Consider the following 19,083-nt stretch of genomic DNA (forward strand, 5'->3'; position numbering starts at 1 on the left):
ACAAGCGCAGGTGAGCGGGGTGATGGGGGTGCTCCGTGCGAGGTTGTTCGAGCGTGGGGAAGCTCTCAACGGCAACGCGAGGGAGGGAGTCGATTCGCGCCGCCTGTTCGTCCCGGCGCTGAAGCCGGTACTGCCCTTCGCTGAAGCCGGTACCACTCGTCACTGAGGGCGGCCCACCCCTACAACTCTCGTACCACCCAAGGCTGTTGTGTCATTCCAAGGGTGGAGCAAGGTGCGGCCCGAAGGGGGATCCGCACGCGTGGCCCGTTCCTGAAAGATCCTTCCTGTCCGAACATGTGACCGGAAGGATCGATATCGTGCGCAGACCACGTCTCGCGCCCCTGTTGGCCGTGGGTGTCACGGCAACGCTGGCTCCCGCACTCGCCACCTCGACGGCCACCGCCGCTCCGGCCGCCACCCCGTCGACCGCCTCCCCCTCCGCCGTGTCCTCGTCCGCCCTCTCCTCGTCCGCCGCCAAGGGCGCGCTGGACCGGTACGTGAAGCAGAAGCCGCGGTGGAAGCGGTGCGAAGCCGAGTCTCCGGCGGAGTTCGAGTGCGCCACGATCAAGGTCCCTCTGGACTACCGGGATCCTGGGGGCAAGCGGATCGACTTAGCCATATCCCGGATCAGGAGCACCGCGCCCGGCAAGCGGCACGGCGTCCTGTTCTCCAACCCCGGCGGCCCTGGGGGTCCAGGGCTCTACATGCCGCTGGGGATGCAGGAGAACCTCCCCAAGTCCGCACAGCAGAAGTACGACCTCATCGGCTTCGACCCGCGCGGCGTGGGACGGAGCAGCCCGGTTTCCTGCGATCTGACGCCGGAGGAGGAGAACTGGCTGCGGCCGTACAAGGAGGAGACGTTCGACAAGGACGTCGCCTGGGCACGGGACGTCGCGAACAAGTGCAGGGAGAAGGCGGGCGACACGCTCCCGCACATCACCACGCGCAACACCGCTCGCGACATGGATCTGCTCCGGGCGATCCTCGGTGAGAAGAAGATCTCGTACGTGGGTATCTCGTACGGCACCTACCTGGGCGCCGTGTACACCCAGCTCTTCCCGGGCCGGGCCGACCGGTTCGTGCTGGACAGCGCGGTCGATCCGGGGCGCGCCTGGCGAGGGATGATCCAGTGGTGGGCGGAGGGCGCCGAGCCCGCGTTCGACCGGTGGACCGAGTGGGCCGCCGAGCGCTCGGAGACGTACGGCCTCGGTGCCACCCCCAAGGAGGTCGACCGGACCTTCTGGGGCCTGGTCGCACAGGCCGACGAGTCGCCCATCGAGGTCGAGGGGCAGCCGGCCACAGGTGATGACATCCGGAGCGGAATACGCAGCGCGGTCTTCACCCCGAAGTACGCCACCGAGGCGATCGTGGAGCTGAAGAAAGCCGCGGCCGACGAGCCCGCCTCCGCGAAGAAACTCGCGGCGTTCGCCGGATCCGAGAGGACCGGGACCGGCACGGCAGGCGACGCCGCCGATGCCGCCGATGCCGCCGATGCGCCGGCCGACAACATGACGGCGAGCTTCTGGGCCGTGGTGTGCGGCGACAACTCGGCCGCGTGGTCCCGCGATCCTGAGAGCTACCGGCAGGACGCCATCGAGGACAAGGTCCGTTACCCGCTCTACGGTGACTTCGCGTCCAGCATCAAGCCCTGTGCGTTCTGGGACAGTTCCGTGGAACCGGCAACCACGGTGCACAACAAGGTCGGTTCCCTGGTCGTCCAGAACGAGTGGGACTCGCAGACCCCGCTGCCCAGCGGTCAGGCCCTGCACGCCGACCTGAAGGGCTCGAAGATGGTCACCGTCCTCGGCGGCGAGGGCCATGGCGTCTACCCGAGCGGCAACGCGTGCACGGACGGCACGGTCAACGACTACCTGCTCACCGGCAGGCTTCCGGCGAAGGACGTGACCTGCGAGGCGACGGCCGACTCGAACGCGGAGGCACGGAAGAACCAGAAGCGGGACGCGCTCCCCGGGTCTCCGCTCACGGAGCGTGCCCCGGACCGTTTCTGAGCCCGGTCGCATGGACCGTCGCCGTACGGGTCATTGCCGCGTGACCCATTGCGGCACGACGCATTGCCGCATGGCCCATTGCCGCATGGCCCATGACCGAACGAGCCATTGCCGCATGACCTGTTGAAGACGGGGCGGGGCCTCCTCGCGGGGTCCCGCTCCGAGCGGGATGCGGTAGCGCAACCTGCTCGCCACTGCTATCTCGCCACTGCCATGTGGTCGTCACACCGCGGTCGTTCCGTCAGCTGGTGCTGTCAAGCCCCGGTCGACGGCGTCGGCGTGGTCTCTCAGCCAGTCGATCTCACGATGCAGCCAGGACCCCGGGCCGATGACGCGTCCCGCGCGGTTGTGCATGTCGCACTCGGCCTCGACCCGGGCGGCGATGCGCCCGCCGAAGCCCCGACGGCGCTCGGCCTCGAGGCCGTACACGTCGAGGAAGGTACGCAAGAGGGCCAGTTGGCGGTCGAGGGGGCCGGCGATGTCGGGGCCGAGCAGCCACAGCCAGGCGACGTAGGCGAGGTCACGCGTGCGGGGGCCGGGGGCGGCCTGGTCGAAGTCGAAGACACGGACGGGAAGGCCGTCCACGAAGGCGACGTTGAGAGGGGAGAAGTCGTTGTGGCACACCGTCTCCTCGTCACCCGCGATCCGCGTGCCGGCGGTCGCGTCGTGCAGTCGGCGCAGCAAGTGCGCCGCCGCGGTGATCTGGGCGGGCGACCAGTCACGGGCCCGGAAGGCCGTCACGACCTCACCGTGCTGGAAGCTGAGGATCTCGCGGCCCTTGGCATCGATGCCGAGCAGCCTTGGCGCGGCGTCCGTGCCGACGTCCTCGAGATGCCGCAACAGCCGGTGCACGAACGGCGAGTGCGGCCCGACCGGCCGTCGCACCGTGTCCCCGACACGGACGACCCCCACCGTGATCCGACCCCCGGTCAACGGAATCTCAGGCTCCTGTTCCATTCGCGTCAGCATAGGCACCGTGGCGACCGATCGAGCCGTGAATCCGGTCGACCGTGGTCGTGAGACCAAGCCATCCGCAGGAATCCGCAGGCAGCCGCACGGATCCGCGGGCAGCCCTACAGCGCGGGGCGCCCCGGTGGCACGCCGTACGCTGTTCCGGAGCTCAACCGAAGGAGATCGATCCCGTGCTTGTCCTGCTGCCGCCCTCCGAAGGCAAGGCGTCCTCCGGTCGCGGTGCCCCGCTGAAGCCGGAGTCGCTGTCGCTGCCGCAGCTCGCCGAGGCCCGTGCGGCCGTGCTCGATGAACTGGTCGAGCTGTGCGCCGCCGACGAGGACAAGGCGCGCGAGGTGCTCGGGCTGAGCGAGGGGCTGCGCGGCGAGATCGCGAAGAACACGGAGCTGCGCACGGCGGGCGCACGGCCGGCCGGGGAGATCTACACGGGGGTGTTGTACGACGCCCTCGACCTGGCCTCCCTGGAGACGGCGGCGAAGCGGCGCGCGGGCCGTTCCCTGCTGGTGTTCTCGGGGCTGTGGGGCGCGGTCCGGGTCACCGACCGGATCCCCTCCTACCGCTGCTCGATGGGCGTAAGGCTGCCCGGTCTCGGCGCACTGGGCGGGCACTGGCGTACGCCGATGGCGGCGGCGCTGCCTGAGGCGGCCGGGGACGGGCTGGTGCTGGACCTGCGGTCGTCGGCGTACGCGTCGGCGTGGAAACCGAAGGGTGAGGTCGCCGGGCGGACGGCGACGGTACGGGTGCTGCACGCGCCGACCCGGAAGGTCGTCAGCCACTTCAACAAGGCGACCAAGGGGAAGATCGTCCGCAGTCTGCTGTCGGCCGGGGCCATGCCGAAGGGGCCGGCCGAGCTGGTGGAGGCGCTGCGGGACCTGGGTTACGTCGTCGAGGTGGAGCCGCCGGCGAAGGCGGGGACGGCCTGGTCGCTGGACGTGTTGGTGACCGAGGTCCACTGAGCCCGCGAAGGCGCGGCGTTGCACTGTGCGCAACGACCTTTGCGCACAGTGCCGCTCCCGGGCACGATGAGGCCATGTCGCCCTCCGTGCCCTCCCCCATGCCCTCCTCCGTGCCCTCCCCGCCGTTGCCCGTGTCCGTGCTGGACCTCGCTCCCGTCGTCCCCGTGGTGGTCGTACAGGACGCCGCGGACGCCGTACCGCTCGCCCGCGCGCTGGTCGCCGGTGGGCTGCCCGCGATCGAGGTGACCCTGCGGACACCCGCCGCCCTCGACGCGATCCGGGCGATCGCCGCTCAGGTGCCGGACGCCGTGGTCGGCGTCGGCACGCTGATCACCCCGGAGCAGGTGCGGGAGTCGGTGGAGGCAGGGGCGCGCTTCCTGGTCAGCCCGGGCTGGACGGACGTACTGCTGACGGCCATGCGGGAGTCGGGGGTGCCGTTCCTGCCGGGGGTGTCGACGACGTCCGAGGTGGTCGCGCTGCTGGAGCGCGGGGTGTCGGAGATGAAGTTCTTCCCGGCCGAGCCGGCGGGCGGCACCGCGTATCTGAAGGCGCTGGCCGGGCCGTTGCCGCAGGCGCGGTTCTGCCCGACGGGCGGGATCGGTCCAGGGAACGCGCCGGAGTACCTGGCGCTGCCCAACGTCGGTTGCGTGGGCGGCACTTGGATGCTTCCCCAGGACGCGATCGAGGCGCGGGACTGGGAGCGGGTGGAGACGCTGGCGCGGGCCGCGGCGGGGCTCAGGGACGGTTCAGGGGCGCAGGTGTGACGTGTCGTTGAGGAGCCGGACGCTCGCGTTGCCGTCGGCGTAGTACGCCACCACCGACAGGGAGGCCGCCGACAGTTCCATGCGGAACAGGGACTCGGGCGGGGCACCGAGGGCGAGCCGTACGAACGTCTTGATCGGTGTGACGTGGGTGACCAGCAGGACCGTGCGGCCGGCGTGGGCCGCGACCAGTTTGTCGCGGGTGGCGGCGATCCGGGCGGCGGTCGCCACGAAGCTCTCGCCGCCGCCGGTCGGTTCTGCGTCCGGGTCGGCCAGCCAGGTGTTCAGGTCGTCCGGGTAGCGCTCGCGCACCTCACCGAAGGTGAGCCCCTCCCAGGCGCCGAAGTCGGTCTCCCGCAGCCCCTCGTCGATCGTGACGCCGAGCCCGAGGCGGGCGGCGACGGTCCCGGCGGTCTCACGGGTACGGGCCAGGGGCGAGGAGACGATCTCCTGGATCGTGCCGCGCCGGGCCAGCGAGTCGGCGGCCCGCTCGGCCTGTCCGCGCCCCACGTCGGAGAGCGAGGGATCGCTGCCGCCGCTGCCGGAGAACCGCTTCTGCGGAGTCAGCGGGGTCTCCCCGTGCCGCAGCAGCACGAAGGTCGCGGGTGCCCCCATGTCGGCGGGGGCCCAACCGGGCGAGGCCACCGCACGGGCGGCACGGACGTCGGTGCGGGCCTTGTCGCCCGCCGCGGCTCCTGGGAGGCCGGTCGACTCAGCGGCAGTCGCCGGGACATCGGGGCGGGCCCTGTCGGCCACCCTGATCCCCGGCAGACCGGACGGCTCGGCGCCCACCGCGGCTCCCGGCAGACCCGCCGGCTCCGCGGCCGTCGCCCTCGTGGCTGCCCGTGCGTCCCCCGCGTCCAGTTCGGCCGTGGATGCCGAAGCCGACCACCGCTCACCCCGCCCGCCCGCGTCCATCGCCTCGTTGGCCAGCCGGTCCGCGTGCTTGTTCCGCTCCCGGGGGATCCACTCGTACGTCACCTGGGACGGCGGGAAGACATGGGACGCCTCGGTCGCCAGGGGCTTCATGGCGGGGTGTTTGATCTTCCAGCGGCCCGACATCTGCTCGACGACGAGCTTGGAGTCCATACGGACGTGGACGCGGGCCGTCGGGTCCAGGGCGTGCGCGGCGCGCAGGCCGGCCAGCAGGCCCCGGTACTCGGCCACGTTGTTCGTGGCCGTCCCGATGTACTCGGCCGCCTCGGCCAGCGTCTCGCCCGTCGCCGCGTCGAGCACCACTGATCCGTAGCCCGCGGGCCCCGGGTTGCCCCGTGACCCGCCGTCGGCCTCGACGATGAACTCCCGCACGCCGTCAGTCCCTTACCGAATCGCTTACCGAAGTCGCTTACCCGACGTGGCTTACCCGACGCGGCTTACCCGACGCGGCTTACCGAAGTCGCTCACCCTAGGTCGCCCACTGAGGTCTCTCGCCGCGGCCGCTTACAGGCCGGACTCACTTACAGGCCGGACTCGGACGTGCGCACCAGGATGCGGCGGCAGTTCTCGCAGCGCACCACCGTGTCGGGTGCCGCCGCGCGGATCTCGTTGATGTCGGTGATCGCCAGCTCCTGCCGGCACCCCTGGCAGGAGCGCTGGTACAGCTTGGCCGCGCCGACGCCACCCTGCTGGTCGCGCAGCTTGTCGTAGAGCTTGAGGAGGTCCGCGGGGATCGTGCCCGCGATGACCTCACGCTCCTTCACGGCCGTGGCCGCGTCGCCGTCCAGCGACTCGGTGGCCGCGTCCCGGCGGGCGGTCGCGTCGTCGATCTTCGACTGGACGGAGGAGACCCGCTCGGTCAGTTCGGCGACCCGCTCCTGCGCGGACTCGCGGCGCTCCATGACCTCCAGGACCACGTCCTCCAGATCGCCCTGGCGCTTGGCGAGGGAGGTGATCTCGCGCTGGAGGTTCTCCAGGTCCTTCGGGGAGGTGACCGCTCCGGAGTCCAGACGCTGCTGGTCGCGGACGGCACGCTGGCGCACCTGGTCCACGTCCTGCTCGGCCTTGGTCTGCTCGCGGGCGGTGTCGCTCTCCTCGGTCTGCGCGGCCACGAGCAGGTCGCGCAGCTGCGTGAGGTCCTTGGACAGCGAATCGATCTCGGCGTGCTCGGGCAGCGACCTGCGCTTGTGCGCGAGCTGCTGGAGACGGACGTCGAGGTCCTGGACGTCGAGGAGTCGGATCTGGTCGGCGGGCGCGGCGTTCAGTTGGGGGCTCCCATGGGGTCAGAAGAAGAAGAGGGGCGCGAAGCGCTCGTGGGAAGAGGGGCAGCGGGCGACGGTTGGTCGGACGCCGCGTGGGCGGTCCAGGGATCGGTGACCGTCCTGGAGACATGGACCCTCAGGTCCCATCCCTCGCGGTCGGAGATCTGGTCGAGCTGCGCGGCGGCCAGCTCGCACCAGGGCCATTCGGTGGCCCAGTGTGCCGCGTCGAGCAGCGCGAGGGGGCTGGGGGCGCGGGACGCCATGAACTCGGACGCCGGGTGGTGGCGCAGGTCCGCGGTGAGGAAGGCGTCGACACCGGCCGCGCGGACCTGGTCGAACAGGCTGTCGCCGGAGCCGCCGCTGACGGCGATCGTGCGTACCGGTGCCTCCGGGTCGCCGGCCACCCGGATGCCCTGCGCGGTGGCGGGCAGCCGCTCGGCGGCACGGGCGGCGAGCTCCCCGACCGTCAGCGGGTGGTCCAGTTCGCAGATCCGGCCCAGGCCCCGGCGGCCCTCCGGGTCGGTCGGGTCCGGCACCAGCGGACGGACGACCCGAAGGTCGAGCGCGCCGGCGAGGGCGTCGGAGACACCCGGGTCCGCCGTGTCCGCGTTGGTGTGGGCGACGTGCAGCGCGATGTCGTTCTTGATCAGCGTGTGCACCACGCGGCCCTTGGAGGTGGACGCCGCGACCGTCGTCGTACCGCGCAGATAGAGGGGATGGTGGGTGACCAGCAGATCGGCGCCCAGCTTCACCGCCTCGTCCACGATCTCCTGGACCGGATCGACGGCGAAGAGGACCCGTGCGACCTGCTGGTCGGGGTCGCCCACGACGGTGCCGACCGCGTCCCAGGACTCGGCCCGCTCGGCGGGCCACAGGTTCTCCAGGGCGGTGATGACTTCAGACAGACGGGGCACGGGCAAAGGCTACCTGGCTGTTCTCCCCGGCTGAACCGGTGGCGCCGTCGGCCACCCCGCCCAGCACGGTCGTCCCGCGTTCCTCAGGCGAATCGTTCCTGGGCCATCCCTTTGTGTGAAGTAACGGTCCGCCGGTCCGACGCAAGTACGGACGAAAGCTACTTTCATCGCCGGAGGTGACCGAACGATGACAGCCTGTGTCATTGAGCCCACCACGGCGGACGAGCACGGCGGGACCCCGCAGGCAGGATGCGCGATCACGGTCGACGGCTGCTACGCCGCCAGGCTGGCGCGGGACGGCGACTCCCTGTTCCCGGAGCGCTGGACCCTGGACGGCCCGGAGCCCTACGCGGTGCCGCTGCCCGGCAACCAGCCGGAGGAGCCCGGCACCGAGGTCCAGCCGATGGGTGACGGGCGGGTGCTCATCCGACGGCTGGCGGCCGGGCGGCACATTTTCTCCCTGCTCTACCCGACCGGGCCGGACACCGGTGAGCTGCTGCTGGGGGCGGTCGAGTGCCGGGACGCGGGCACCCGGCTGCGGCTGCTGCCGCCCGCGCCGGGCGGCGACAAGGCGTACGCCCTCTCCGTGGGCCGGCACTCGAGCGCGGTGTGGCTGGTGGCGGGGGGCTCGGTCGGGCCCGAGCATCTCGCCGAGATCCCGGGGCGCTGCTCGGGCGGGGTGTGGCTGGACGGGACGGGGCGGATGCTGGCGCTGGACCGGGAGGTCGGCGGGCGGACCAAGACGGTCGTGGTGGACCTGGAGCGCGGCGGCGAGGTCTCACCGCTGCTGCAGATCGCGGCGGACAGCGACGACCGGCTGTTGCTCGCCGCCCCGGACAGCGGGCTGCTGCTGATCCGCTCGGACGCGCCCTCGCCGGGGCGGGAACGGCTGGGCTGGGGTGTGCTGGGCAGCATGCTGCCGGTGCGTTTCCCGGACTGCCTGCGGGAGGACGGCTGCACGGTGACGCCGTTCGCGATCCAGCCCGGGCAGGTCCTGATGCCGGAGGGCTGCGCGGTGGCGCTGCGGATCGACGGCCCGCTCGGCAGTTGGGTCGGTGTGTGGCGGCCCGCGACCCGGCAGGTCCACCACCTCCCGGCGCCCGAGGGGTGGTTGGCGGGTGCCGGGCACTGGACCGAGGACGGGGTGCTCCACCTGCCGTACGCGACGCCGGAGGCGCCGTGCGCGGTGGCACGGGTGACGGTGCCTTCGGGGGACACCGGAACGGCGGGGGACGGTGGTCCGGGGTGCCCGGGCGAGTGCGACGGTACGGCCGCGCGGACGGCGTCGGGGAACGCGTCCCCGGCGACGGCGGGATCGGGCGAGCCCTCGGAACCGGATGCTCCGGCACCGGTCGCGCCCCGTCCGGTGCCGTTGCAGCAGGCGCCGTTGGGGCCCGTGCGGCGGATCAGGCCTGAGGACAACCACGGCGCCTGATCCGGGCAGGTGAGCGGGGTGACGGGGGCGTCACCGCTCGGGGTCGTTCGAGCACCGGAAGCCTGCAACGCGCGTGCGGGAGTCGATGCTGGGCATCGGACAGTGACGTCGACGCGGCACCTGTCCGTGCCGAGCCCCGCCTCGACCGGGACGGCTCCGGCACGCTCCGCCGGGCAGCCGCTCGGCTTGTAACGAACTCGTGCCGGTTGGCGTGGCCGCCTGGATTCGACCCGTGGGATGACGGTTAAACTCGCCCGGCTGTAAGAAAGATCATGTTGACGGGGAGAGTTACTTCCGATGAACGACGCCAACACGAACCAGCCGACTTCCGACGTCCAGGAGCCCTCCGGCCAAGGCCGGCACCGGGGTCCGGTCGCGGTCCACGACGGTGAGGCGGCCCCCCAGGGCCGTCACCGCAAGCCGGTCGAACAGACCGAGTCGGCGGCCTGAACGAGACACGGCCCCGCCCCTGCACACAGGGGGCGGGGCCGTGGTGTGTGGTGCCCGTCTCATGTCCCGCAGCCGCCCTACTCCCGCTTGAGTCCCAGGACTTCGGCCGCCGCGAACGTCTCCCCGTCCGGTCGCCGCGCGTAGTGCGGGGTGAGATGCGCGTCCAACTCGTCGTACGTGAACGTGTCCTGCTTGCTGTCGAACTTCGCGGACACCCGCGGGCGTTCGACGATCGCCACCATTCCTCCGTGGACGACGAGCAGCTGGCCGTTGAGCCGGGCGGCGGCGGGTGAGGCCAAGTAGCCGACGAGCGGGGCGACATGCTCGGGGGCGAGCGGGTCGAGTCCGTCGTCGGGACGCTCAAGGCCGGCGAAGACGTCCTCAGTCATCCGGGTGCGGGCGCGCGGGCAGATGGCGTTGGCCGTCACGCCGTACTTGGCGAGCGCGAGGGCCGTGGAGGTGGTGAGCCCGACGATTCCGCCCTTTGCCGCCGCGTAGTTGGGCTGGCCGGCCGATCCGGCGAGGAACGCCTCCGAGGAGGTGTTCACGATCCGCCCGTACACCGGCCCGTCCGCCGCCTTGGAGCGTGCGCGCCAGTGCGCGGCGGCGAAGTGGGTGGTGTTGAAGTGGCCCTTGAGGTGGACCCGGATCACCGCGTCCCACTCGTCCTCGGTCATGGAGAAGACCATGCGGTCGCGCAGGATGCCCGCGTTGTTGACGAGGATGTCCAGCTTGCCAAACTCGGCGATCGCCAACTCCACGAGTTTCGACGCCTGTTGGAAGTCCGAGACGTCTCCGGTGTGGGCGAGGGCCGAACCGCCCGTGGCCCGGATCTCGGCGGCGACCTGCTCGGCGGGGGCGGCGGAGGCCTCGCCCGAACCGTCCCGGCCGGGCTGACCGTAGTCGTTGACGACGACGGCCGCACCGAGCCGGGCCAGCTCCAGCGCTTCGGCCCGGCCGAGTCCGCGTCCGGCGCCGGTGACGATCGCGGCGAGTCCTTCCAGCGGCAGCGACATACCGCGCCCTCAGATCTCGACGCAGGTACGGAGCGAGGTCCCCGTGCGCATCTGGTCGAGCGCCTCGTTGATCTCGGCCAGTGGCACCCGGTGGGTGATCAGGCCGTCCAGGTCGATCCGGCCGGCCCGCCACAGGGCGATGGTCCGCTCGTAGGAGCGCAGGACGTCCCCGCCGCCGTACAGGGACGGCAGGATCCGCTTCTCGTCGAAGAACAGCTCGAACATGTTGAGCTGGAGGAAGTCGTCCATGGCGCCCGCTCCGACGACGACGAGCGTGCCGCCGCGCCGGGTGTTGTCGTACGCCGTGCGGGCGGTGGCCGCCTTGCCGACGACCTCGAAGACGTAGTCGAAGCCCTCACCTCCGGTGACCTGCTGCTTGGCGTCGGGCAGTTCGTCCGGTGAAACGGCCCGCGTGGCACCGAACTTGAGGGCGGCCTCGCGGCGGGAGACGACCGGGTCGACGGCGACGATCTCGGCGGCGCCCTTGAGTCGGGCCCCCTGGATGGCGGAGATGCCGACCCCGCCGCAGCCGATCACGGCGACCGACGAACCGGCCTCCACGTCCGCGGTGTTGAGTGCGGCGCCGAGTCCCGTGGTGACGCCGCAGCCGATGAGGGCGGCGATGTCGAAGGGCACGTCGTCGGGGAACGGCACCGCGCAGCCGGCCTCGACGACCACCTCCTCGGTGAAGGTGCCGGTGCCGGCGAAGCCGAAGACGTCCCCGCCGGGGCGCTTGAAGTTGGGGGTGCCCGCGTTCATGAACCCGGCGAGACAGAGCTCGCTCTGGCCGCGCTTGCAGGCGGGGCAGGCGCCGCAGGCGGGCAACCAGCACACGACCACCCGGTCACCGGGCTTCAAGTGGCTGACGCCCTCGCCGACTTCGAGGATCTCGCCCGCTCCCTCGTGGCCGGGGACGAAGGGCGCGGGCTGCGGCAGGACGCCGTTCATCGCGGACAGGTCCGAGTGGCACAGTCCGGTGGCCCGTACCCGGATCCGCACCTTGCCCGGGCCGAAGCCCACCGCCTCGACGTCGTCGAGGACCTCCAGTTTGTCCTGGCCGGTCTCGTGCAGTACGGCTGCGCGCATGATGCGGCTCCCCTCAGCAGTGGACAGAGAAAGGGCGTTGGGCAGAGAAAGGGCGTTCTAGGAGCTAGGAGTGTTCGACGACGGTGTCGGCGAGGGCGGGCGCGTCGCCCCGCTCGGCGACGGTCACGGCCACCCGGACCGCCGCCGGGGAGTCCTGCCGCCACATCCGGATGCGCAGGGTCTCCCCCGGATACACGACCCCGGCGAACCGGGTGCCGTACGCGCGCACCCGCGCCACGTCCCCGCCGAGCAGGGTGTCGACGACCGCCTTGAGCGTGATGCCGTAGGTGCACAGCCCGTGCAGGATGGGCCGCTCGAAGCCGGCGAGCTTGGCGAACTCGGGATCGGCGTGCAGCGGGTTCCAGTCGCCGGAGAGGCGGTAGAGGAGGGCCTGGTCCTCACGGACCGGCCGTTCGACGGTCCGGTCGGGTTCTCCGACGGGGGCTTCGAGGCGGGCGGAGGGGCCGCGGTCGCCGCCCCAGCCGCCCTCTCCCCGTACGAAGATCTGGGCGTCGTTGGTCCACAGCGGGCCGTCGGCGTCGGCGACCTCGGTGCGCATCACCAGGACGGCGGCCTTGCCCTTGTCGTACACGGCGGCGATGCGGGAGGTGGCCGTCGCCCGGCCCTCGGCCGGGAGCGGACGGTGCAGGGTCAGACTCTGGCCGCCGTGCAGGACACGCGCCAGGTCGACCTCGACGCCGGGCATGGACAGTCCGCTGATCACCCCGGGCGAGCCCGCGCCGGCGACGGTGGCGAAGCTCGGCAGGACGTGCAGCCGGGACTCCAGGGTGTAGCGCAGTTCGTCGGCGTCGGTGGCGGGGCTGTCCTTGTCGGGGTTGGCGCCGGCGCCGATGCCGAGGTGGTAGAGCTGGACGTCCTTGGCGGTCCAGGAGAGCTCGCCGGAGCGGGGCTCGGCGGCCAGGGCCTTGGCGGCGTCGATGGGCATGAGGCTCCTGATCACGGGGTCTCGGGATCACGGCGGTCGCTGTCGGGAGAGACCTCGGTACGGCCGTCCGCACCGTCGGCCGCACCGAGGCGTCATCGGCCGATCTAGAACGCGTTCCAGTCCGGCGCCCCCTGTATAGCTGAGCGCTCCGCACTTGTGAAGACTCCTGACGAGGCGTCAGCTCGGGGTGTCGCGGGCAGTCGGGCCGGGCATGCCGTGACATTTGTCCCGCCGGAGTCCGTACAAGCGCCTCTGCCGTGCGGCACGGCTGGTCCGTAGCGTCGACGTCATGACAGCGACAGAGCCCACCGGACCCTTCACGGGGGCGGTCGAGACCCGGAAGTCCACCACCGTCCCGCAGCCGCCCGGCCTCGATGAGCCCGACGCGGGCACGCGGTGCGCGCCGCCTGGTTGCCGGGCCCTCGGTTCATACGCTGTGCTGTGGTACCGGTCATACGCTGTGCTGTCGTACCGGTGCGATGCCGGGAAGCTCTGATCGGGGGCGGGACATGTCGTGGTTGCGCAAGGTCTCGTGTCGCCTGGACGCGTGGCAACTGGCACACCAGCACGCGCGGGAGAACTGGCGGTTCTACCGGGAGGACAAGGAGAACAGGGACCGCCTCATGGCGGAGTGGCGCGCCGCACAGAAGGCCGGGAAGGCCGCGGAGAACCCGGGCCCGCCGCCGAGCGGCTTCAGCCTGCTGCCGTGGCTGCTGCTGGGGATGGGCGCGTTCTCCAACCTCTTCCAGGGCGACGCCCCGAACCCGTGGATCGGCGCGCTGGGTCTGCTCGCCTTCAACTCGCTCTACATCTACGTGGTGTTCCGCGCGTTCGTGCGGGTGACGCGGGAGGCGACCTCGACGCGGGTGGCGCTGGTACTGCTGGGCCTCGTGACCTGCGGGTTGGCCCTCGGGTACGGCGGCAACTGGCTGCTGTTCTTCCCGCTGTTCGGACTCGCGATGGGCGCGGTGGTGCGGCTGCCGCACCTGCGGTGGGCCGGTGCCGGGGTGGCGCTGCTGTCCGGCGTCGCCTCCGTCGCCCGGGACGGCTGGGGCCAACTCGACATCGCGTACGCCACCTGGATCTCGACGATGGTGACGGCGGCGATCCTGTCCCTGTCCGAGGCGGTACGGGAACTGCGGGCGGCCCGAGAGGAGCTGGCGCGGCGGGCGGTGGAGCAGGAGCGGCTGCGGTTCTCCCGGGACCTGCACGATCTGCTCGGTCACACGATGTCGGTGATCGTGGTGAAGGCGGAGGCGGCCCGGCGGCTGGCCGACCGTGACCTCACGGCGGCGTTGGACCAGATCACCGACATCGAGTCCGTCGGCCGCCAGGCCCTGACCGAGATCCGCGAGGCGGTGACCGGCTACCGCAACGGCAGCCTGATCACCGAGCTGGACCGGGCCCGCTCGGCCCTGTCCGCAGCGGGCGTCGAACTGGTGCTGAGCCAGTCGGGCCCCCCGCTGCCGCCGCAGACGGAGGTCCTGCTGGGGTGGGTGGTGCGTGAGGCGGTCACGAACGTCGTCCGCCACAGCCGGGCGGAACGGTGCGAGATCACGGTGGCGAGTGCGGCGGAGCGCGTACGGCTGACTGTGACGGACGACGGCACCAGTACGGAGTCCTCGGCGGCTTCGGCCTCGGCTTCGGCCTCGGCTTCTGCTTCGGCTTCGGCTTCGGCTTCGGCTTCGGCTTCGGCTTCGGCTTCGGGGGATGTGTGGGTGGGGGCGGGGTTCCGGGAAGGCCTCGGCGGCACCGGGCTCAAGGGGCTGACGGAACGCCTGGGCGCGGCCGGTGGGTCACTGACCGCCGGGCCGGGGACACGGGGCGGGTTCGCGGTGGCGGCGGAGCTGCCGGTGGAGCCGACGGAGTCGGTGGAGACGGTGGAGACGGTGGAGCCACTCGGGACGCCGGAGTTGGCGGGGACGCCGGAGTTGGCGGGTACGGATCCGTCGGCCCGCTGAGGACGCGGACGTGCCGCTGCGAACGCCGCCGCACCGCTCCGGTCCGGTGCGCCCACCCCGCTCTACGCTGGGGCCGTGAACGAGATGCCCCGTGAGCGCCGGCCCGCCAAGTCGATCAGGGTTCTGCTGGCCGAGGACCAGGGGATGATGCGCGGGGCTCTCGCCCTGTTGCTCGGGATGGAGGAGGACATCGAGGTCGTCGCCCAGGTGGCGGCCGGGGACGCGATCGTGGACGCGGCCCTGACCCACGGCCCGGACATCGCGCTCCTCGACATCGAACTCCCCGGAAAGAGCGGCCTGGACGCCGCCGCCGAACTGCGCGAGCAGGCGCCCGACTGCCGGGTGCTGATCCTGACCACGTTCGGCCGGCCCGGCTATCTGCGGCGGGCCATGGAGGCGGGCGCCGCCGGGTTCCTCGTCAAGGACGGTCCCGTGGAGGAGCTGGCCGTGTCCATCCGCCGCGTGCTGAACGGCGAGACCGTGATCGATCCGGCGCTCGCCGCGGCAGCTCTCAGTGCCGGACCCAACCCGCTCACCAGCCGCGAGCGCGACGCCCTCAAGGCATCGGCGGACGGCGCGACCGTCGCCGACATCGCCGCCCGCCTCCACCTCTCGGAGTCCACGGTCCGCAACTACCTCTCCTCCGCCATCGGGAAGACGGGCACCCGCAACCGCATGGAGGCGATGCGGGAGGCCCGCCGCCAGGGGTGGCTGTAGAGCGGGCGCACCCCGCAGCCGCCTTCGGCCGGTCCGCCGATTCGTGCGGCGCGGAAGCCGGCGCGCAACCGGGCGCGGACCACCAAGCCCCCAACGCCTGACCGGGTGGACCACCAAGGCCCCTCCTCGGCGGCTGACCGGGCGGACCACCAAAGCCCCCTCCCCGGCGCCTGACCGGGCGGACCCCCCCGGCGCCCCGCGGCCCACTCCGCCCCGCCCCCGCCCCACCGCCTCAGCCCGCGGACGTTCTCCGGGGCAGGGACACGAGCATCAGCGCCACCCCGCCCAGCAGCACCCCCGTCCCCACCCGGAACACCAGCGCGTAGCCCTCCGTCAGGGCCTCCGGGGTGGCGACGCCCGCGGTTCGGGCCGCCGCGATCGTCGACATGACCGCGAGACCCAGGGAACCGCCCATCGTGCGGGAGGTGTTGACGAGCCCGGACACCAGACCGGCCTCCCCCGGTGCCGCCCCGGATGTGGCCAGCGCGGCGAGCGGGGTCGTCGCGAGGCCCGCGCCGAGCATCATCAGGATCCCGGGGACCATGATCGCGGTGAGGTACGCGCCGTCCACCCGCAGCGTCGACTGCCAGCCGAACCCGGCCACCGCCACCGTCGTCCCCAGCACCGCGACGGTACGCGGGCCGAGTGTCCGCATGAACCGCGGTGCGAGCTTCGAGCCGAGGACCACCGCCAGCGAGCTCGGCACCAGCGCGAGTCCGGCGTCCAGCGGGGAGTAGCCGAGCACGTTCTGGGCGTAGAGGGTCAGGAAGAACCACATGCAGAACATCGCGAAGCCGCAGAGGAACATCGCCGCGTTCGCCGACCACACCGCCCGCACCCTGAGCAGTCCGAGCGGCATCAGCGGGGCCGTCGTACGGGACTCGACGACGAGGAAGAGGGCGATCAGCGCGAGACCGGCCGACAACGGCACGAGGGTGGCCGCCGCCGTCCACCCGGCGGCCTCGGTCTGCGAGATGCCGTACGCCAGCGTCGCGAGCCCCCCGGTCGCCAGCACCGCGCCCGGCAGGTCGAGGCGTCGTCCGTCGCCCGCGCGGCTCTCGGGCAGCCGGATCACCGACCCGAGCAGCACCACCGCCCCGATGGGCACGTTGATCAGCAGCACCCAGCGCCAGGACAGGACCTCCACCAGCGCCCCGCCGACAAGCCCGCCGGCGGCGCCACCGCCCGCGCCGACGGCCGTCCAGGTGGCGATCGCCCGGGCCCGGGCGGGGCCCTCCGGGACGGCGGAGGTGACGATCGTCAAGGTGGCGGGCGCGAGGACCGCCGCGCCCAGTCCCTGCACGGCCCGTGCCAGCAGCAGCTGCCAGCCGTCCTGGGCGAGTCCGCCGCCGAGCGAGGCCAGCGTGAACAGGCCGAGGCCGACCAGGAACATCCGCTTGCGGCCGTAGAGGTCACCGGCCCGCCCGCCCAGCAGCATGAACCCGGCGAAGGCGATCGCGTACGCGTTGACGACCCATTGCAGGCCCTGCTCGCTCAGTCCCAGGTCGGCGCGCATGGACGGCAGCGCCACATTGACGACGGACACGTCGAGCACGACCAGGAACTGTCCGACACACGCGAGCGCCACCACCAGCCAGGCGGGAGGCGCGGCGCGGCGACGGGCGGGGGCGATGTCCTCGGCTTCGAGCATGGATGGCATGCTCTCAACCGTCTTACGCCCCTTGCATCAGTATTTCGGCGCCCCTGACGACCGCCGGGCGAACGCAAGCTCGGGAGAGCCGGCACGCGGGCATCGTCCGCAGCCGAGGCTGACGCAGAGTCAGTTCTTCATGAGTAGGTCAAGAATTCGTTAGTACGCCAAAGCATCGGAATAGTTGCCCGGGCGCACGGGGTTCAGGCTGCACGTATACCGCACGGTTCAGCCGGCACAACCTCTCCCCAGGCCTGGAGGCCTCACTCAATGACGCACTCGTCGACCGACCAGCCCGCACGCGGGGTGAGCGGGGCCGTCGTCCCGGTGCTCGCGTTCGCGGGCATCGTGGTCGCGGTGATGCAGACCCTGCTCGTCCCGGTCATCAAGGACCTGCCGCAGCTGCTGGACACCGCCCCCAGCAACGCCACCTGGGTCCTGACCTCCACCCTGCTGTCGGGCGCCGTCGCCACGCCGATCATGGGCCGCCTGGGCGACCTGTACGGCAAGCGCCGCATGCTGATCTTCAGCCTCGCGGTGATGGTGGCCGGCGCCCTGCTCAGCGCCCTCACCAGCGATCTGCTCACGATGATCGCCGGCCGCGCCCTCCAGGGCTTCGCGATGGGCGCGATACCCCTCGGCATCGGTCTGATGCGCGACATGCTGCCCCGCGAGAAGCTCGGCTCGGCGATGGCCCTGATGAGCTCTTCGATCGGCGTCGGCGGCGGCCTCGCGCTGCCCGCCGCGGCCCTGGTCGCCCAGCACGCCGACTGGCACGCCCTCTTCTACGGCGCCGCCGGCATCGGCGTCCTCGCCATCGTCCTCACCCTCCTCGTCGTCCCCGAGTCCCCGGCCCGCGCCGAGGGCACCTTCGACGTCCTGGGCGCGATCGGCCTGTCCGCCGGTCTCGTGCTCTTCCTGCTGCCGATCACCAAGGGCAGCGACTGGGGCTGGACCTCCGGCACCACGCTCGGCCTGTTCGGCGCCGCGGCGGTCGTGCTCGTCCTGTGGGGCGTGATGGAGCTGCGCCTCAAGGCCCCCCTCGTGGACCTGCGCACCACGGCCCGCCCCGCCGTGCTCTTCACCAACCTGGCCTCGATCATGGTCGGCGTCTCGTTCTACGTCGTCTCGCTGGTGCTCCCCCAGCTGCTCCAGCTGCCGAAGGCAACCGGCTACGGCCTCGGCCAGTCGATGGTCACCGCGGGCCTCCTGGTGGCGCCGCTCGGCCTGACCATGATGCTGACGGCTCCCGTCTACGCCCGGCTGTCGGCGAAGTACGGCCCCAAGTTCACCCTCATCCTCGGCATGCTGATCATCGCCATCGGCTACGGCGCCGGCCTCGGCCTGATGAGCGCCCCCTGGCAGAGCCTCGTCATCGCGGTGATCCTGGGTGCGGGCATCGGCCTCGCCTACTCCTCGCTGCCCGCGCTGATCGTCGGCGCGGTCCCGGCCTCGGAGACGGGTGCGGCCAACGGCCTCAACACCCTGATGCGGTCCATCGGTACGTCGGTGTCCAGCGCCGTGGTCGGGATGGTCCTCGCCAACACCGCGAACGACGTGAACGGCGTGGCGATCCCGACCATGCACGGCTTCCGGGTCTCCTTCCTGATCGCGACCGCGGCGGTCGCCCTCGGCCTGGTCCTCGCCCTCTTCCTGCCCCGCACCCGCCCGGCCACCAAGCCGCAACTGCGGGCCAGCAGCGAGGAGGACGCCAACCTGGAACACGCCGAGGAGGCGCTGCGCGGCTTCCGCGGGCGGATCCTGGACGCCACCGGAACCCCGGTCCCCCGCGCCAAGGTCACCCTGATCGACCTCCGCGGCAGGCAGGCCGGCGCGACCCTCTCCGCCGAGGACGGCAGCTACGCCCTCACCGTCCCGGCCCAGGGCGCCTACGTGCTGGCCGCCCGCGCCGCCGGTCACGGCCCGCTCGCCTCGTCCGCCACCCACGCGGGCGACCACCGACAGGTCGACCTGGACCTGTCACTCCCGGGCGAGACGGTCCCCGCCTGACGTC

16 protein-coding genes are annotated in these 19,083 nt (G+C 72.0%); 8 read left to right on the forward strand and 8 right to left on the reverse strand.

What is annotated here, in order from left to right:
* The first annotated feature begins 317 nt into the window (after positions 1–317).
* Positions 318–2,009 carry an alpha/beta hydrolase gene (locus tag OHA64_RS13990; protein WP_405612724.1) on the forward strand — a complete coding sequence of 564 codons (1,692 nt, stop codon included), beginning with the start codon at positions 318–320 and terminating at the stop codon, positions 2,007–2,009.
* 222 nt (positions 2,010–2,231) lie between these two features.
* On the opposite strand, the gene OHA64_RS13995 is transcribed toward OHA64_RS13990, so the two are convergent.
* On the reverse strand, positions 2,232–2,966 hold the full coding sequence (locus OHA64_RS13995) for a phosphotransferase (RefSeq protein WP_405612727.1): 735 nt from the start codon (positions 2,964–2,966) through the stop codon (positions 2,232–2,234).
* Positions 2,967–3,151: 185 nt separating this feature from the next.
* Here OHA64_RS13995 and yaaA point away from each other — a divergent pair, with 185 nt between their 5' ends.
* Entirely contained in the window at positions 3,152–3,934 is a 783-nt protein-coding gene (gene yaaA, locus OHA64_RS14000; RefSeq protein ID WP_405612730.1) for a peroxide stress protein YaaA, read from the forward strand.
* Positions 3,935–4,008: 74 nt separating this feature from the next.
* On the forward strand, positions 4,009–4,698 hold the full coding sequence (gene eda / locus OHA64_RS14005) for a bifunctional 4-hydroxy-2-oxoglutarate aldolase/2-dehydro-3-deoxy-phosphogluconate aldolase (RefSeq protein ID WP_405612732.1): 690 nt from the start codon (positions 4,009–4,011) through the stop codon (positions 4,696–4,698).
* On the opposite strand, the gene OHA64_RS14010 is transcribed toward eda, so the two are convergent.
* The 3 genes from OHA64_RS14010 to OHA64_RS14020 all read right to left on the reverse strand — a co-directional run bounded on the left by OHA64_RS14010 (position 4,681) and on the right by OHA64_RS14020 (position 7,807).
* On the reverse strand, positions 4,681–6,003 hold the full coding sequence (locus tag OHA64_RS14010) for a bifunctional RNase H/acid phosphatase (RefSeq protein WP_405612735.1): 1,323 nt from the start codon (positions 6,001–6,003) through the stop codon (positions 4,681–4,683). The two genes, eda and OHA64_RS14010, sit on opposite strands and share 18 nt — an antisense overlap.
* A 149-nt stretch (positions 6,004–6,152) precedes the next feature.
* The gene (locus OHA64_RS14015; RefSeq protein WP_405623970.1) at positions 6,153–6,896 is read right to left on the reverse strand and encodes a zinc ribbon domain-containing protein; all 744 of its coding nucleotides are present in this window, start codon (positions 6,894–6,896) and stop codon (positions 6,153–6,155) included.
* Positions 6,893–7,807, reverse strand: coding sequence for a Nif3-like dinuclear metal center hexameric protein (locus OHA64_RS14020; protein ID WP_405612738.1), 915 nt, complete (start codon positions 7,805–7,807; stop codon positions 6,893–6,895). The genes OHA64_RS14015 and OHA64_RS14020 overlap by 4 nt, the downstream gene beginning before the upstream one ends.
* A 187-nt stretch (positions 7,808–7,994) precedes the next feature.
* Here OHA64_RS14020 and OHA64_RS14025 point away from each other — a divergent pair, with 187 nt between their 5' ends.
* Together OHA64_RS14025 and OHA64_RS14030 are read left to right on the forward strand one after the other, a co-directional pair.
* Positions 7,995–9,242 carry a hypothetical protein gene (locus OHA64_RS14025; protein ID WP_405612741.1) on the forward strand — a complete coding sequence of 416 codons (1,248 nt, stop codon included), beginning with the start codon at positions 7,995–7,997 and terminating at the stop codon, positions 9,240–9,242.
* A gap of 297 nt (positions 9,243–9,539) precedes the next feature.
* Positions 9,540–9,692, forward strand: coding sequence for a hypothetical protein (locus tag OHA64_RS14030; protein ID WP_405612743.1), 153 nt, complete (start codon positions 9,540–9,542; stop codon positions 9,690–9,692).
* Positions 9,693–9,769: 77 nt separating this feature from the next.
* Here the strand turns inward: OHA64_RS14030 and OHA64_RS14035 are convergent, their stop codons facing one another.
* The 3 genes from OHA64_RS14035 to OHA64_RS14045 all read right to left on the reverse strand — a co-directional run bounded on the left by OHA64_RS14035 (position 9,770) and on the right by OHA64_RS14045 (position 12,740).
* On the reverse strand, positions 9,770–10,708 hold the full coding sequence (locus OHA64_RS14035) for a 3-oxoacyl-ACP reductase (RefSeq protein WP_405612745.1): 939 nt from the start codon (positions 10,706–10,708) through the stop codon (positions 9,770–9,772).
* A 9-nt stretch (positions 10,709–10,717) separates the two neighbouring features.
* Positions 10,718–11,794 carry a Zn-dependent alcohol dehydrogenase gene (locus OHA64_RS14040; RefSeq protein WP_405612748.1) on the reverse strand — a complete coding sequence of 359 codons (1,077 nt, stop codon included), beginning with the start codon at positions 11,792–11,794 and terminating at the stop codon, positions 10,718–10,720.
* 64 nt (positions 11,795–11,858) lie between these two features.
* Entirely contained in the window at positions 11,859–12,740 is an 882-nt protein-coding gene (locus tag OHA64_RS14045; RefSeq protein ID WP_405612751.1) for a MaoC/PaaZ C-terminal domain-containing protein, read from the reverse strand.
* Between the two features lie 509 nt (positions 12,741–13,249).
* Between OHA64_RS14045 and OHA64_RS14050 the strand changes: the two genes are divergently transcribed.
* Together OHA64_RS14050 and OHA64_RS14055 are read left to right on the forward strand one after the other, a co-directional pair.
* A complete protein-coding gene (locus OHA64_RS14050; RefSeq protein ID WP_405612753.1) occupies positions 13,250–14,701 on the forward strand; it encodes a sensor histidine kinase in 1,452 nt (483 codons plus the stop codon).
* Between the two features lie 84 nt (positions 14,702–14,785).
* Complete coding sequence (locus tag OHA64_RS14055; RefSeq protein WP_405623971.1) at positions 14,786–15,418, forward strand: response regulator; 633 nt, start codon at positions 14,786–14,788, stop codon at positions 15,416–15,418.
* A gap of 232 nt (positions 15,419–15,650) precedes the next feature.
* Here OHA64_RS14055 and OHA64_RS14060 read toward each other — a convergent pair whose 3' ends face one another.
* Complete coding sequence (locus OHA64_RS14060) at positions 15,651–17,078, reverse strand: MFS transporter (RefSeq protein ID WP_405612756.1); 1,428 nt, start codon at positions 17,076–17,078, stop codon at positions 15,651–15,653.
* A gap of 261 nt (positions 17,079–17,339) precedes the next feature.
* Here OHA64_RS14060 and OHA64_RS14065 point away from each other — a divergent pair, with 261 nt between their 5' ends.
* On the forward strand, positions 17,340–19,079 hold the full coding sequence (locus OHA64_RS14065; RefSeq protein ID WP_405612759.1) for an MFS transporter: 1,740 nt from the start codon (positions 17,340–17,342) through the stop codon (positions 19,077–19,079).
* Positions 19,080–19,083 lie beyond the last annotated feature (4 nt).

It is taken from the genome of Streptomyces sp. NBC_00076, assembly GCF_045041235.1.
Taxonomy (GTDB): Bacteria; Actinomycetota; Actinomycetes; order Streptomycetales; family Streptomycetaceae; genus Streptomyces.

What these genes read in the sequence shown, in the direction of transcription:
- OHA64_RS13995 (WP_405612727.1), bottom strand. Translation starts at nt 2,966, where the DNA reads ATGGAACAGGAGCCTGAGATTCCGTTGACCGGGGGTCGGATCACGGTG.
- eda (WP_405612732.1), top strand. Translation starts at nt 4,009, where the DNA reads ATGTCGCCCTCCGTGCCCTCCCCCATGCCCTCCTCCGTGCCCTCCCCG.
- OHA64_RS14025 (WP_405612741.1), top strand. Translation starts at nt 7,995, where the DNA reads ATGACAGCCTGTGTCATTGAGCCCACCACGGCGGACGAGCACGGCGGG.
- OHA64_RS14030 (WP_405612743.1), top strand. Translation starts at nt 9,540, where the DNA reads ATGAACGACGCCAACACGAACCAGCCGACTTCCGACGTCCAGGAGCCC.
- OHA64_RS14035 (WP_405612745.1), bottom strand. Translation starts at nt 10,708, where the DNA reads ATGTCGCTGCCGCTGGAAGGACTCGCCGCGATCGTCACCGGCGCCGGA.
- OHA64_RS14040 (WP_405612748.1), bottom strand. Translation starts at nt 11,794, where the DNA reads ATGCGCGCAGCCGTACTGCACGAGACCGGCCAGGACAAACTGGAGGTC.
- OHA64_RS14045 (WP_405612751.1), bottom strand. Translation starts at nt 12,740, where the DNA reads ATGCCCATCGACGCCGCCAAGGCCCTGGCCGCCGAGCCCCGCTCCGGC.
- OHA64_RS14050 (WP_405612753.1), top strand. Translation starts at nt 13,250, where the DNA reads ATGTCGTGGTTGCGCAAGGTCTCGTGTCGCCTGGACGCGTGGCAACTG.
- OHA64_RS14055 (WP_405623971.1), top strand. Translation starts at nt 14,786, where the DNA reads ATGCCCCGTGAGCGCCGGCCCGCCAAGTCGATCAGGGTTCTGCTGGCC.
- OHA64_RS14060 (WP_405612756.1), bottom strand. Translation starts at nt 17,078, where the DNA reads ATGCCATCCATGCTCGAAGCCGAGGACATCGCCCCCGCCCGTCGCCGC.
- OHA64_RS14065 (WP_405612759.1), top strand. Translation starts at nt 17,340, where the DNA reads ATGACGCACTCGTCGACCGACCAGCCCGCACGCGGGGTGAGCGGGGCC.